General features: G+C 43.2%; 10 protein-coding genes. 6 read left to right on the top strand and 4 right to left on the bottom strand.

Going from position 1 to position 14,714, the window contains the following annotated elements:
- Nucleotides 1–5: 5 nt before the first annotated feature.
- From Q0L00_RS15665 to Q0L00_RS15655, 3 genes are all read left to right on the top strand, one after another.
- On the top strand, nt 6–938 hold the full coding sequence (locus tag Q0L00_RS15665; protein ID WP_297337829.1) for a 2-hydroxyacid dehydrogenase: 933 nt from the start codon (nt 6–8) through the stop codon (nt 936–938).
- A gap of 179 nt (nt 939–1,117) precedes the next feature.
- The gene (gene greA / locus Q0L00_RS15660; protein WP_297337828.1) at nt 1,118–1,591 is read left to right on the top strand and encodes a transcription elongation factor GreA; all 474 of its coding nucleotides are present in this window, start codon (nt 1,118–1,120) and stop codon (nt 1,589–1,591) included.
- A 61-nt stretch (nt 1,592–1,652) separates the two neighbouring features.
- Nucleotides 1,653–2,045, top strand: coding sequence for an HIT family protein (locus tag Q0L00_RS15655; RefSeq protein ID WP_297337827.1), 393 nt, complete (start codon nt 1,653–1,655; stop codon nt 2,043–2,045).
- A gap of 35 nt (nt 2,046–2,080) precedes the next feature.
- On the opposite strand, the gene Q0L00_RS15650 is transcribed toward Q0L00_RS15655, so the two are convergent.
- The 4 genes from Q0L00_RS15650 to Q0L00_RS15635 all read right to left on the bottom strand — a co-directional run bounded on the left by Q0L00_RS15650 (nt 2,081) and on the right by Q0L00_RS15635 (nt 6,776).
- Nucleotides 2,081–2,515: a hypothetical protein gene (locus tag Q0L00_RS15650; protein ID WP_297337826.1), complete on the bottom strand. Its 435-nt coding sequence runs from the start codon at nt 2,513–2,515 to the stop codon at nt 2,081–2,083.
- A 66-nt stretch (nt 2,516–2,581) separates the two neighbouring features.
- The gene (locus Q0L00_RS15645; RefSeq protein WP_297337825.1) at nt 2,582–3,763 is read right to left on the bottom strand and encodes a class I SAM-dependent rRNA methyltransferase; all 1,182 of its coding nucleotides are present in this window, start codon (nt 3,761–3,763) and stop codon (nt 2,582–2,584) included.
- Nucleotides 3,750–5,147, bottom strand: a complete 1,398-nt coding sequence (locus Q0L00_RS15640; RefSeq protein ID WP_297337824.1) for a sodium:solute symporter family protein — start codon at nt 5,145–5,147, stop codon at nt 3,750–3,752. The genes Q0L00_RS15645 and Q0L00_RS15640 overlap by 14 nt, the downstream gene beginning before the upstream one ends.
- A 6-nt stretch (nt 5,148–5,153) precedes the next feature.
- A complete protein-coding gene (locus Q0L00_RS15635; RefSeq protein WP_297337823.1) occupies nt 5,154–6,776 on the bottom strand; it encodes an ATP-binding cassette domain-containing protein in 1,623 nt (540 codons plus the stop codon).
- A 167-nt stretch (nt 6,777–6,943) separates the two neighbouring features.
- Between Q0L00_RS15635 and Q0L00_RS15630 the strand changes: the two genes are divergently transcribed.
- From Q0L00_RS15630 to galE, 3 genes are all read left to right on the top strand, one after another.
- The gene (locus Q0L00_RS15630) at nt 6,944–10,087 is read left to right on the top strand and encodes a PKD domain-containing protein (protein WP_297337822.1); all 3,144 of its coding nucleotides are present in this window, start codon (nt 6,944–6,946) and stop codon (nt 10,085–10,087) included.
- A 312-nt stretch (nt 10,088–10,399) separates the two neighbouring features.
- Nucleotides 10,400–13,453, top strand: a complete 3,054-nt coding sequence (locus Q0L00_RS15625; RefSeq protein WP_297337821.1) for a PKD domain-containing protein — start codon at nt 10,400–10,402, stop codon at nt 13,451–13,453.
- Between the two features lie 157 nt (nt 13,454–13,610).
- Nucleotides 13,611–14,618, top strand: a complete 1,008-nt coding sequence (gene galE / locus Q0L00_RS15620; RefSeq protein ID WP_297337820.1) for a UDP-glucose 4-epimerase GalE — start codon at nt 13,611–13,613, stop codon at nt 14,616–14,618.
- The last annotated feature ends 96 nt before the right edge of the window (nt 14,619–14,714 follow it).

The raw sequence follows: 14,714 nt of genomic DNA, 5'->3' as shown, positions 1-14,714 counted from the left end.
TTCCTATGCTGATATTAATTATTGATGAAATGCACCCGAGCATGGTGGATCTTTTGGAGAGCCAAGGACATGTCGTTCACTATCAACCAAAGATCACACGAGCTGAAATTTTAGCAAAAATAGGTGATTATCAGGGCCTGATTATTCGTTCCAAAACCCCGATGGATCGAGAATTATTGGAGTCTGGTAGGCAGCTTCAATTCATTGGAAGAGCAGGAGCGGGGCTCGATCAAATCGATTTGGATTACCTGGCAAAACGTGGAATCAAACTTTTTCATGCGGCGAAAGGCAATCGAGACGCCGTTGCCGAGCATGCGATTGGTGGACTGCTGGCACTTTTCAATCAATTAGTCAAAGCAGACGCTGAGGTTCGTAAGGGGATCTGGGACAGGGAAGGAAATCGTGGACATGAGCTGAAAGGAAAAGTAGTGGGGATTTTTGGTTACGGCAATATGGGGAGTGCATTTGCCAAACGCCTTCGGGGTTTTGGGGTTAAAGTTTTGGCTTATGATAAATTTAAACGGGATTTTGCCAGCAATCAAGTGGAAGAGGTACTTTGGGAAAGGGTAAAGGCTGAAGCCGATATTCTCAGTATTCATGTACCCTTGACCGCTGAAACCCGAAATTTTTTCACTTTTAGTGAGCTCTCTAGTTTTCGAAAACCAATCTGGTTGATCAATACGGCTAGAGGAGAAGTGATTAGTTTTAAAACACTCAATCAGGCCTTGGATGCGGGAGTACTTCGAGGGGCCGTGTTGGATGTGTTGGAAAATGAGAAATTCCAAAACTTTACCCCACGTCAAAAGTCGGAATTTGAGATCTTGGCTCGCCGAACAAATGTTATTTTTACTCCCCATGTGGCAGGTTGGACTTTTGAATCCTACGAAAAAATCAATCGGGTATTGGTTAAGCAAATCAAAAGTGCATTTCCACAGTAACTATGCTTTCAAAGTCTTCAGTTTCGGATAGAAGAGGTAAAATGATTTATTTTAAAAAATTGCTTTCTGATTAAGTATTACTTATTTTTGCTTAACAAATACGCGCTCAAACAAAGTAACGGTCTCCACTACGTGACCGTTACTTTGTTTTTGGTGCCTAGGTATAAAAAGTAAAACGTATGTCTAAAGTACAATATTACACAGAAGAAGGATTGAAGAAACTCAAGGATGAGCTTCATGAATTAAAGACTAAAGGGAGAATTGATATTGCCAAGCAAATTGCAGAGGCAAGAGACAAGGGAGACCTTTCGGAAAATGCTGAATATGATGCAGCCAAGGACGCCCAAGGACTTTTAGAACTCAAAATTGCCAAACTTGAAGCGGTTGTAGGGAACGCAAGAATTTTGGATAATTCGAAAATGGACACCTCTAAGGCAGGGATTCTTAGCACAGTCAAAATCAAAAATGTCAAAAATGGCATGGTGGTCAGTTATACTTTGGTTTCTGAAGAGGAAGCAGATTTGAAGGCAGGTAAAATTTCATTGGCATCGCCTTTTGGGAAAGGGATCAATGGAAAATCGGTAGGAGAAATCGCAGAAATCGATGCGCCTGCAGGAAAAGTGCAATTTGAAATTTTAGAAATCACCTATTAATTGGAATTTCTTTCCGACTTGAATCCTGGTTTTCACCAGGATTTTTTTATTTTCGAACCCTATGGCCAGCATCTTTACAAAAATCATCAACCGGGAAATTCCCGCACATATTGTCGCTGAAGACGATCAATTTATCGCCTTTTTGGATATCATGCCCTTAGTGAAGGGTCATGTATTGGTAGTTCCAAAAAAAGAAGTGGATTATATCTTTGACTTAGAACCAGAGATCTTAACAGGCCTGCATCTCTTTGCCCAAAAAGTTGCTAAGGCTATGGACAAAACCATCAAGTGCACCCGAATTGGAATGGCGGTGATTGGATTGGAAGTGCCTCATGTTCATGTACATTTGGTCCCGCTCAGGACCATGGACGACATTAATTTCACCCGTCAAAAATTAAAGCTTTCCCAAGAGGAACTCGCCCAAATAGCCGAGCAAATTAAAATGGGGTTTTAAAAAAACCGGTTTCACTAAGAAACCGGTTATTCATTTTATCCCAACCAAGAACTCCAAGGTATCCGGCTTAAGATCAAAACCAATCCTACTGCATAAAACATGTATATGCTTCGGAATCGAGCTCTTGAGTCCAGTAGTTTCTTGGCCCTGCTGTAGCCAATAGTAATCACCACAATCGCTAGAATATTGATCAATGGATGCTCCAAGGCAGTCAGTCTGGCCACAGAATCAGACATGGCCCCTCCACCGGTGAGCAGTTCCAATCCTATAGGACTGATTACATATAAAATCAATCCCACGACCAATTGGATGTGGGAAAGAATAAAGGCAATCAAGGCGATTTTTCGATCTTTTTCGGAAAATTCTTTCCCGCTGAGCGAACCAATAAGCATCAGAACGATGACCACAATCAATGCGATCAAGACCAAATAGGCCAATCCAGAGTGTAAATGTTGTATTCCAGTGTACATAGTTTCGTTAATTTTGGATGAAAATACGGCAAAAGGACAAAGGCTCCTTATAAAATTGATTGAAATTTATTGAACTGATAAAACCAGCCCTTTTAGATATTCAGTTTCAGGATGATAAATATTGACAGGATGGTCTGCTGGTTGGGAAAGTTGATGGAGAATTTTCACCTCCCGTTTGGATTCCATGGCCGCTGCGGTGAGGGTATGGGCAAAAAGGGATTTGTCTACGACCTGCGAACAGGAAAAAGTAAATAAGATGCCGCCAGGCTTTATTTTTTTTAAAGCCTCTAGATTTAGTCGCTTATAGGCCTGCACAGCATTGTGTCGGGCTTTGATATTTTTGGCAAAAGCAGGTGGATCTAAAATAATCACATCATAATCATCACCTATTTCCCGGATGTATTTGACCACATCGGCTACTTTGGATTCATGTTTTCCCAGGATTTTTGGATTTAAGGCAATGTTTTCTTCGGTGAGTTCGATGGCTTTGGGGGAGATGTCCACGGAGTGAACTTCTGCTGCGCCATGGAGCAAAGCCAAGACTGAAAATCCTCCGGAGTAGCAGAACGTATTCAACACTTTTTTACCAGTTGAATAATCTGCTAAAAGTTTTCGGTTTTCTCGCTGATCTATAAAAAAGCCGGTTTTTTGGCCCTTTTCCCAATCAATCCGATAAGTTGCTCCATATTCTTGAACCAAATCGGTTTTGGGTACTCCCCAGAGCCATTTGTTGGATTCGATACCCAAGGTTTTGGGAAGGGTCTCCGCGCTTTTGTCGTAAACAGCTTGAATGGATTCTCCCAAAACTGATATGATCGCTTGGGCAATATCATTCAGGTGGGCGTACATGCCAATGTTATGGGTTTGAATGACTGCGGTTCCTTGGTAATAATCCACAATTAGACCCGGTAACAAATCGCCTTCACCGTGAATCAATCGAAAAACTGTAGTTTGGGAATTATTGACCAATCCCAGGTTTTTTCTCAAATCAAAAGCTGCAGAAATTCGCTTTTTCCAAAACTCCAAATCAATGGATTCCTCCTCAAAGGTTAAAACCCGAACCATAATTGATCCGGGTGAAAAATGCCCAGAACCTAGAAATGCACCATTATGAGCGACTACCGAAACAAGTTGTCCGGCTTTCAAATCTTCCTCTTTTTGGTCAACGGCACCAGAAAACACCCAGTGATGTTTTCTTTTTAGGGAGATTTCTTTCCCTTTTTTGAGAATTAATTTAGGATAGTTCATGGTCTGTTAATTGTTGATCTGGGAATAGATAACTTCCCAAAATCATGGAAAGTATACTCACTCCCAATCCCAGAATGTGGGGGGAAATGGAGAGTTCAAATGTGGAAAGATATAAATAGCTGAGCATACCTAAAAACATCGAAAATAATGCTCCCATTCGGGAAGCTTTTTTCCAGTATAAGCCTGCAGTTAGTGGAACAAATAAAGAAACCAACATCAAAATGGATGCTCCAGCTACCAGTTCGTAAATATTAGTTTCCCAGGTTGCCATCACGGTAGCGATGAGCGCTACTGCTACAACATTTACCCTCAAAATCCATAGAAAATGACGGTCGTCTAGTTTTTTTCCAAAATAGGGACGAATGATGTTCTCCGACAAGATCGCAGCTGGAGCCAAAAGACCGGAACTTGTTGTGCTCATGATCGCAGAGATCAAGGCCCCAAAAAAGACAATTTGAACCGGAAGTCCCGCATGAGCCAAAATCATGGAAGGAAGTAGCATTTGTTTATTATCCAAGTAGATCTCAGGATAGAGAGCCTTTGAACCCAAAGCAATAAACAGAGGAAGTAAACCGAACGTCAAATAAAATCCTCCGGCCAAATAGGTGGACCTTACGGCTACTTTTTCACTTTTGGCAGACATTACTCGCTGGTATATATCCTGGCTTGGAATTGAACCCAACCCTAAAATTATCCAAGCTCCGAAGTAATTTACCCACTCATTGAATTCGGGTGCTGGGAAAAATTGAAAACTCTCAGGAGGTGCTTTAGAAAGAATTTCTCCCACACCACCCGCTTCCCGGGCAATCATGATGGAAACCCAGATCAGCCCAATGACGATCATGGTGGTTTGAATAAAATCCGTGATGGAAATGGCCCACATTCCGCCTAAAAAAGTATAACCAACCACAATCCCTGCAGAAATCAAGATTCCTTCAAAAAGCGTTAGATCAGTTACCGCACCCATCACCAAACTTAGGGCAACAAGCTGTGCGGCGACGTAACCGAAGTAAGCCGGAATCATAAATAAAGACGCCATCAATTCGATTTTTTCTCCAAAAATCCTTCGAAATACATCCCCAATCGTTAGCACGTTCATTTTGTACATGGGTCGTAAGTAAAACATCCCAAACAAAACCAGGCAAAGTGCTCCTCCGAAAGGGTCTTCGATCACGCCAAGGAGTCCCTCTTCCAAATACACTGATGAGGCTCCAAAAATCGTTTCAGATCCAAACCATGTTGCAAATAGGGCAGAGGCAGATAAAAAAAGCGGGAGCGATCTTCCCGCTAATACAAAATCACTGGAGTTTTTAACCAGCTTGGAAGACCAAGCTCCAATGGCTACGGTTACGGCCAGGTAAATAATGATCGCTGTGAGAAGCAAGGCTAGTTAAATACTTTTTCCATACATTTTTTCCCGAATAGCTTTAATTTCCTCACTTTCCAAATAATCTTCGTAGCCCATTCTACGGTCTATGGTGCCATTGGGTGTAAACTCAATGATTCGATTGACGGAGGACTGCACAAAGGCATGGTCATAAGAAGACATCAGAACCGTTCCGGGGAATTCGATAACCGCGTTGTTGAATGCGGTAATCGATTCGAGATCTAAGTGGTTGGTCGGCTCATCCATGACCAGTAAGTTGGGGTTTTGCAGCATCATTTTGGAAATCATGCAGCGTACTTTTTCGCCTCCAGAAAGGACGGTACATTTCTTCAGGGTCTCCTCCCCGGTGAAAAGCATTCTTCCTAAAAATGTTCGTACATAGGCTTCTTCCTGATTGGTAGAATACTGGCGCAACCAATCAATCAGATTCAAATCCGAGTTGAAGTAACTGGAATTGTCATTGGGTAAGTAGGCTTTATTGATCGTGACTCCCCATTTATACGAACCCTTAGTTGCGGGTATTTCGTCCATGATGGTTTGGAAGAATTTATTGACTGCTTGTTTGGTTTTGGAAATAAAAGCGATTTTATCTCCTTTGTCCACCATCAGGTTGACGTCGGTAAAGTAGGTGACTCCATCGGCTTTTAATTCCAGATTCTCAGTCATAAATATCTGATCTCCGGCCTCCCGCTCGGGCTTAAACATAATGCCGGGATATTTTCGGGTTGAGGGCTCGATATCATCCACGTTGAGCTTTTCGAGCATTTTTTTACGGGCAGTAGCCTGCTTGGATTTGGCTACATTGGCCGAGAATCTGGCAATAAATTCCTGCAATTCCTTTCGTTTTTCCTCTGCCTTTTTGTTTTGATCCGATCGCTGCTTTAAAGCAAGTTGAGAGGACTCATACCAGAACGTGTAGTTACCGGAGTAAATTTTGATTTTTCCAAAGTCAATATCCACAATATGTGTGGCAACAGAATCCAAAAAGTGACGATCGTGAGATACGACGATTACCAAATTTTTGAAATTGACCAAAAAATCTTCCAACCAATTGATGGTATCCGCATCCAGGTCATTGGTCGGTTCGTCAAGAATCAGGATATCAGGATTACCAAAAAGTGCCTGAGCCAAAAGAACTCTTACTTTTTGATTTCCTGCCAGTTCTTTCATTGGTAAATAGTGGAGGTCTTCAGAAATCCCCAATCCTGAGAGAAGAGCGGCTGCATCAGATTCAGCATTCCATCCATCCATTTCTGCAAATTCAGCTTCCAGTTCCGAAGCCCGGATTCCATCCTCTTCGGAGAAGTCGGACTTTAAATAAATCGCATCCTTCTCGGACATGATGGCGTATAATTTTTTATGGCCCATCAAAACGGTCTTGAGGACTTCTATTTCGTCGAACTCAAAGTGATTTTGCTTCAATACGGCCATTCGCTGGCCAGGAGTGATGTTTACCGAGCCAGAGGTACTATCCATATCCCCTGATAGGATTTTTAAAAAGGTAGATTTTCCTGCTCCATTTGCTCCAATCACCCCATAACAGTTGCCTGGATTAAATTTAAGATTGACTTCTTCAAAGAGTGTTCGTTTTCCAAATTTGAGGGAAAGATTATCTACTGATATCATGGTGTCTTCTTTCTATTTTTTGAAGCCGCAAAGATAAGGATTATATCCTTTCAATTTTAGGCACTTCAAATCAAGTGGCCTTCAACTTATCTTTTCAAGGCATTGGAATAACATTTTTTTTAGAAGATGCTTATATTCGAGAGTTATCGTTTTTGCAAGTTTATCTGATGAGAAAATATTTCGGGGCTTTAGTGGGGATGTGTTTATTTTTTGGAATAGAGTTCCACGGTTTTGGCCAACTTTCTACGGTGGGTAACGAATTTTGGGTTGGCTTTATGGATAATAACCGGGTGCCACCTGGAAATAATGGGAGTGCAGGTGCCCCGGATTTTGCGGTTTTGATCATTACTGCCGACGAAGATGCCGGTGGGGCGATCGAATACCAAGGTCAAACTGTTAATTTTTCCATTGCTGCTGGTCAACAATATACTCTACGAATTCCTTCTGAGGATTTGGATTTGCTTCACCGGGGGTCTGGAGTGAGAGAGAATAAGGGGATTTATATTTCCAGTACTGGAAAAATTGCCGTCCATGCCTACAACGAACGCTTCCGGAGTGCCGATGGAACAGTCATTCTTCCTGTGGGGGCCTTAGGAACCGATTATTATCTCACCTCCCATTACGAGAGGCTCACTGCAAATGTGAATTACAATGGAAACATCAATGATGAAAGTACTCTTTTGGTCGTGGCAACAGAAGATGATACCCAGGTAGAGATTACTGGTTCTGTGCCTACGATAGGAGGAGCTGCGGCCAATGTACCGATCACTATTTCCTTAAACCGGGGACAGAGTTATCAGCTCAAAGCAAAAGATGATTTGACGGGGACACGAGTCAGAGTGATTGGAGAAAACGCAGATGAATGTAAGAAAATAGCGGTTTTTGGAGGGAATAAATGGACATCTGTGGGCAACTGTGGGGAGGCCAACGACCACTTGTTTCAGCAAGCTTATCCGGTGAATACTTGGGGGACTTCTTTTGTTCATGTCGCGCTGTCTGGTCGGACTTCGGGGGAATTGGTTAAGGTAGTGGCAGCCGAAGATGGAACCGAAATCCGGGTTAATGGGGTAGTAAGAGGGAATATCAACCGGGGTGAGTGGATTCCCTTGGAATTTGGAATCAATGAATCTGGTAAAATAGAAACCAGTAAGCCCGCATCCGTTTCTGTATTTTCGAAAAGTCAGGCCTGTAATGAAGCCAATTCTCCTAATGCTTTTACCGGAGACCCTTTCATGATCACCTATAGCCCGAGCGAGCAATTTTTAAAAACACTGACATTCAATGCCCTCAATTTGCCCTCTATCGAAAATCATTATGTCAATGTAGTCATCAAAACAGGAACAGAAAATTTGACAATTTTGGATGGAGAATCCATTGCTAATCGGTTTCAGGTTTTACCCGGAGACCCCGGTTTTTTATATGCTCGAATTTCGATTTCTCAAGGAGTTCATCGACTGGCTAATTCAGAAGGTTTTGCAGCTTATGCCTATGGATTCGGAAACTTGGAATCCTATGGGTATGCTGCCGGGGCAGCCCTTGATAACCTTAATTTTGAAACAGAGGCTTCCTATGAATTTGATGTACTAGGTCAGAACGTAGCTTGTCTTAATGTTGAGGCTGATTGGGTGATAGAGGCCGATAATCCTGAATTCACCTATTTTGTTTGGGATTTTGGTGATGGAACGGACCTGCAGGAGGGAAAGGAGGTTTTACACACCTATTCACAGCCTGGAGAATATGAGGTGACAGTTTTGGCTGCCTTAAGTCCGAATACCTGTGATCAACAAGAGAACATAACCTTCAATGTGACGGTATTGGAAGCAGTGGGCGAGGTGATTGGTTCATCCTCTGCCTGTCCTGATGTAGAGGAATTGCTCTACTCTTTCGAGGGTCCTGAGCCATTTTCAAGGGTGGAATTTATCCCAACTGGAGGAGAAGTCGTCGAGTTTTCAGATCAAACCGCTGTCATTCGCTGGGGAGAGGCCAATGATGATGCCTTTTTGGAAGTTATTCCCTATTCAGAAAATGGCTGTCCTGGTGAGCCCGTCCTTTTTCCAGTATTGATTAATCAGCGACTGGAGGCCGAAACTATTGAAGGGGCGGAGCAGGTTTGTTTTGATCCCGAGATCTCTCATTTTTACACGGTACCTCAAGTGAGTGAAGGAAGAAATTACAATTGGACGATATCCGGTGGAGAAATCCGCTCTGGTCAAGGGACTGGTGAATTGGAAGTGAGTTGGAATCAGGCAGGGATCACCGGAAGCTTGAGCTATGAGGTTTCCAGTTTGATCGATGCCTCCTGTGAAGGTGTTTCGGCTCCCATTTCTGTTCGAGTAGAAGAGGAATTTCAAGTGCAGCCTTCAGCGATAATTCCGGTTTCTTGTTCGGGTTCAGCCTCCGGAGCAATTGAACTGGAAATCAGCGGAGGAGTTGCCCCTTATCATGTGGAATGGTCACATGATCCGGGATTAACTAATGAAATGGCTTCTGACCTTCCGGCTGGTTTGTACTCGGTTAAGGTTCGAGATCAGTTGGGCTGTGAGCGTGTGTTGGAAAATCTGGAAATCATAGAGCCTGAGAATTTAGCAGTTGAATCGCTTTCTGCCCTAGGAGTATCTTGCTTTGGAAAACCAGATGGGCAGGTGACCCTTGAGGTCTCAGGTGGAGTAGCTCCTTACTTTTTGGATGTTGATGGAGGGATTGATTTTACCGGAAGTTTAACCCTTTCAGATCTTTCCCAGGGAGATTACCTCTGGGAGGTGAGCGATATCAATGGATGTCGGATTGAGCTCGAATTTGAAATAAGCTCTCCGCCCCCTTTGAAAGTGGATGTTAGATTAGAACAACCTGCTTGCCCAGGAGGAAGTGATGGAGAATTGATTGCATCTCCGGTAGGATCCAATGGCCCATTTGTGTATTCCTGGGATTTCAATTCTACTACTGGAGATCAACTGAAGGATGTGCCAAAAGGGGACTATTCCATTTCGGTAACAGACCGAAATGGCTGTGTAAGCCTTGGAGTTGGGCAGGTAACTGAATCAGCACCTAAGGTTCGACTTCCAACGGGATATTACCCTGGTCGGGATCAGGATTTGTTTCGCGCGATTTCAAACTGTGAGTTGACCTTCGAATTGTGGGTTTATGACCGTTGGGGGCAATTGGTTTATTCGGGAACGGAAGGCTGGGATGGAATGATAGCCGGTATGGAAGCTCCAATGGGTACCTATAGTTATTTGGTCCAATACAGTTTTATGTTGGATGACCAAGTTCAATTGAAAAATAAAAGCGGAGCATTCGCCTTGATCCGATAAGCTGATGTCTTTCAAAAATTCACCTAATTTTCTGGGATTCTGCACGTCTTTTGAATTTTAAGTGCGAATTATCCTGCGATTGGTGACTAATGGAGGAGGAATTTGACCAAAGGATAGCCAGAGTTGGAACATCTGTCGATTTGGATAGTTTTCCATCCAACCGTGAAAATTAGGATTTGATAAAATATAATACTGAGAATTTGATCCTTTACTGGTAAATTTCTTTTCGGTAGCGAATTTGATATGGGGAGAAGGTTGGTTTTAGGTAGTTTTTTCTTGTTCCAAATGATTTTTGGGATAAATGAACTTGCTTTGGCACAAATCACCACCATCGGCAGGGAATTTTACATCGGATTTATGGATAATAATCGGCGGAATTCGCAGCCTGATGGGGTGTTTATTCTGATCACTGCGATGGAAAATACCTCCGGTGTGCTACGGACGCCTCTTCGATCCTTTCCTTTTACTTTACTTGCTGGTGAGCAATTTGTGCAGCAACTGGATGGGGAGTCGGAAGGAATCATTCATCGGGAAAGTGGTCGAATCGAATACCGTCCCGTTAAAGTTACGTCCACTTCCGATATTACCGTGCATGCGCTAAATTCCCGGGAATTCAGTACTGACGGAACAGTAGTCCTTCCCCTGGAGTCGCTCTCCTCAGAGTACCTGTTGACGGCTCATTATGATGTTTTTGGTTCAAATCAGGAGCCCGGATCGAATCAAAATTACGAGAGCACTCTTTTGGTCATTGCTACGGCCAATGATACGGATGTGGAAATCATCCCCAGTGCACGGACAGTGAATACTATTCCAGCGGGTGCTCCCATTCGAATCACCTTAAACCAAGGGGAAAGTTATCAGATTAAGGGGTTGGGAGATCTCACGGGAACCAGCGTAAAGGTCCTGAATCCCGATCCGGATAACTGTAAATTATTGGCAGTTTTTGGGGGCAATAAAACCAGTAGTGCCGGCGACTGTGGAACCAGTGGGGATCATGTTTTTCAGCAAGCTTATCCTTTGGAAAGCTGGGGCAAAGAATACATCCACATTCCTTTTGCCGGACGGACCTCCGGGGAGATCGTCAAAGTCTTGGCTGCTCAGGATCAAACCGAGATTTTTGTCAATGGGGTTTCTCGCGGGCGTCTCAATGCCCGTGAATTTACCCGGTTTGAATTTGACAAAGATGAATTTGCCTTAATTCAAACCTCAAAGCCCACCTCAGTTTCGGTGATTACCAAAAGTGCGGCTTGCAATGAATTTGGACTTGCCCCTTTTGGTGACCCTTCCCTAGTCACGCTCAGTTCAACCAATCAACTGCTTAAAGAAATTAGCTTTTCTACCGGTAAGCTGACTGGATCAAGGGATGTGGATTTGATCCATTTTGTCAATTTGATAGTTCCTGAAAAAGGAAAGGAAGAGACTCTTTTGAATGGGCAAAATATTTCCAGTCAATTCAATCCTTTGCCTGTAGCTCCTGACTTTTATTTTGCTCGAATTGCGGTTCCTGAAGGAGTAAATACCCTTTCCAACCCGGTGGGTTTTTTAGGAAATGTTTATTCTTCTGGGAATATTGAATCCTATAGCTATGCTATTGGAGCTCGATTGGACAATATCCAATACCAAACCCAGACCGAGTATGATTTTGACGTATTCGGAGATCAGGTGGCTTGTTTGAACCAGCAGGGGGAATGGACAATTTTACCCGAAGATCCTCGGTTTGAAGTATTCGAATGGGATTTTGGGGATGGAAATGACTTGAAAACTGGACAAACTGTATCCCATGTATTTGAGGAAGAAGGGACCTTCATGGTTAGCGTTTTTGCCAGTACCGGTGCTGAAGCTTGTGATGCGACTACCGAATACTTGTTTGAGGTGGAAGTAAAAGGGGTTATCGGTGAATTACAAGGCCCATCCTCACTTTGCCCTTTTACTGAATCGGTCGTATATACGTTTACAGATACAGCCAATGTTGCGGATTTGCTTTGGCAGATTGAAGGAGGGGAAATTGTAGAAGAAGGGGGGGATTTTATTCGAGTGAATTGGAAAGAAGAGCGGGACGATGCTTCAGTTCAGGTGACTCCTGTAGCTTCGAACGGTTGTCAGGGTGAAACCCAAAGTCTCCAAGTTGAGCTTTTAGAAAATACCACCCCTGCAGCACCCATCGGGCAAACTGGCCTGTGTAGTGGAGGTGAAAACAGATGGGTATATGAAGTGCCATTTCCGCTGGATGAACGAACCTACCGCTGGATAGTTGAAGGGGGCGTGATTCTTTCTGGTCAAACTGGTACTCAGGTGGAGATTGAATGGAATTTAAATGCATCAGAAAGAAGTGTTTTTTACGAGGAAAGAGTGGATTTTGGAAATTGCTTTGGAGTTTCTGAACTGTTGGAATTGGAGATTTTTGATTCCTTTTCTGTGACTACAGACCAAGTCATCAGTCCAAGCTGTCCCGGAGAAAGTGACGGAAGTATTGCGCTATCCATTCAGGGTGGTTCGGGGGATGTGATATTTGAATGGGCGCATGACTCAAATTTAACCGGAAAGGAAGCTTTGGGTCTGTCTGCAGGAGAATATGAAGTACTTGCCATTGATCGGTCCGGTTGTGGGGAACAAAGACTCACCATTGAGGTAATAGATCCTGAGCCGATTTTATTGGAAAACTTACAGCTAGATGCCACAGCGTGTTTTGAATCTGGCGATGGAGGAGGGGGAATGCAGCTTTCGGGAGGAAGTGGTCCGTTTACCCTTTTGGGTTTCGATTCTAGCTGGGATGGGGAATGGCTTTATTTCTCTGGTCTTAGTCGGGGAGAAAATGAAGTGACAGTTCAAGACGCAAAAGGTTGTAATCTTGTTGTGAGTCTGATCATTCCAAGTCCAGAGCCTTTAGAATTGACTTTTGAGGAGATTTTACCGGGATGCCCAGGCGGGATCGATGGGGAGTTGGAAGTTAGCGTCCAAGGAGGAGTCGCACCTTATTCCTATTTATGGGAAAATGGAAGCCAAAACATGCGCTTGGTGGGGCTATCTTCTGGAGAATATAAACTTACCGTCACTGATGCCAATGGCTGTCAAGTCACAGGGGTAGGGAGGGTTACCCAAACCAAACCGGCTGTCCGCATGCCCACTGGTTTTTTAATAGATAGGGGGCCTTATCAACCCATATCCAACTGTAGCATTTCCTATCGGCTTTCCATTTTTAATCGCTGGGGGCAGTTACTTTTTTCTGGACAAGAGGGCTGGGATGGCTTTTTCGGGGGAGAAAGAGCACCCTTAGGTGTGTATTCCTATTTGTTGGATTATGAATATGCGCTTGAAAATGGTGTTGGGCGAGCGCAGCTTAGAGGAAGTTTTACCTTGATTGAGTAATTTTAAGCTTTTTACCTCGTAGGTATTCGCCTTATCGCTTAGCTTTGTTTAAATTATTTTTGATCGATGAAATCGAGCGTGATGTGGCCATCACACACGGGTATGAGGATCAACCCTGTGAGATTCCATGTGACCTTTGAAAATCAATTATAGACACATGAAAAAAATTTTAATTACTGGAGGAGCTGGATACATTGGTTCTCATACTGCAGTGGAATTAGTTAATGCCGGTTTTGAGCCGATTGTCTTGGATGATCTTTCCAATTCGGATTCTAAAGTACTCAATCGTCTGGAAGAAATAGTGGGTAAAAAGATTCCCTTTTATCAGGGTGATTGCAATGATCTAGCAGTATTGGATCAGATCGGAAAAGATCACCAACTCAGTGGGGTGATTCATTTTGCAGCCTTTAAAGCAGTAGGAGAAAGTACTCAATTCCCGCTCGACTATTATCGAAATAATATTGGCTCATTAGTGGTTTTGCTGGAATTTATGCAAAAAAGGGGGATCAAAGATTTGGTTTTTTCTTCCTCTTGTACTGTTTATGGTCAACCTGATCAACTCCCCGTCACGGAGGATACTCCAAGAAAAGATGCCGAAAGTCCTTATGGAAATACCAAGAAGGTTTGTGAAGATATTTTGGTGGATTTTGTCAAGAGTAAACCCGATATTCGGGTGATTTCCTTGCGTTATTTCAATCCCATAGGGGCTCATCCAAGTGGAAAAATCGGGGAATTACCCATTGGTACCCCTAATAATTTGGTTCCATTTGTTACCCAGACTGCTGCAGGAATCAGGGAAAAATTGACTGTTTTTGGGAATGATTACGATACATCCGATGGATCTTGTGTCCGAGATTTTATTCATGTGATGGACCTGGCTGACGCTCATGTCAAAGCTCTAAGTTTCTTATCTAAACAAAATACCGATTATTATGAGGTGTTTAATGTTGGTACAGGAAATGGCAATACGGTTCTGGAAGTCATTGAAACTTTTCAAAAAGTAAATGGAATAAAGCTAAACTATCAAATCGGTCCTCGAAGGCCAGGTGATGTTGTTAAAATCTGGGCAGATACGCAAAAAATCAATCAAGTATTGGGCTGGTATCCTAAATTTTCCTTGGAAGACTCCTTAAGGGATAGCTGGAATTGGCAGAAAAACCTATAAACCAAAAAGGCCTCTCATACGAAAGATGGGAGGCCTTTTTGGGTGTGCCCAGCATGGGCGATAGCTATAGGGTGCAAGTCCCGAACACGCCTTGGC

Source organism: Algoriphagus sp., from assembly GCF_024305035.1.
GTDB lineage: Bacteria > Bacteroidota > Bacteroidia > Cytophagales > Cyclobacteriaceae > Algoriphagus.
The sequence above is the reverse complement of the archived record's forward strand: the minus strand, read 5'-3'. Positions and strand labels throughout refer to the sequence as shown.

Excerpts from the sequence above, each read along its gene's own strand:
- Q0L00_RS15665 (WP_297337829.1), top strand. The coding sequence starts at position 6 with ATGCTGATATTAATTATTGATGAAATGCACCCGAGCATGGTGGATCTT.
- greA (WP_297337828.1), top strand. The coding sequence starts at position 1,118 with ATGTCTAAAGTACAATATTACACAGAAGAAGGATTGAAGAAACTCAAG.
- Q0L00_RS15655 (WP_297337827.1), top strand. The coding sequence starts at position 1,653 with ATGGCCAGCATCTTTACAAAAATCATCAACCGGGAAATTCCCGCACAT.
- Q0L00_RS15650 (WP_297337826.1), bottom strand. The coding sequence starts at position 2,515 with ATGTACACTGGAATACAACATTTACACTCTGGATTGGCCTATTTGGTC.
- Q0L00_RS15645 (WP_297337825.1), bottom strand. The coding sequence starts at position 3,763 with ATGAACTATCCTAAATTAATTCTCAAAAAAGGGAAAGAAATCTCCCTA.
- Q0L00_RS15635 (WP_297337823.1), bottom strand. The coding sequence starts at position 6,776 with ATGATATCAGTAGATAATCTTTCCCTCAAATTTGGAAAACGAACACTC.
- Q0L00_RS15630 (WP_297337822.1), top strand. The coding sequence starts at position 6,944 with ATGAGAAAATATTTCGGGGCTTTAGTGGGGATGTGTTTATTTTTTGGA.
- galE (WP_297337820.1), top strand. The coding sequence starts at position 13,611 with ATGAAAAAAATTTTAATTACTGGAGGAGCTGGATACATTGGTTCTCAT.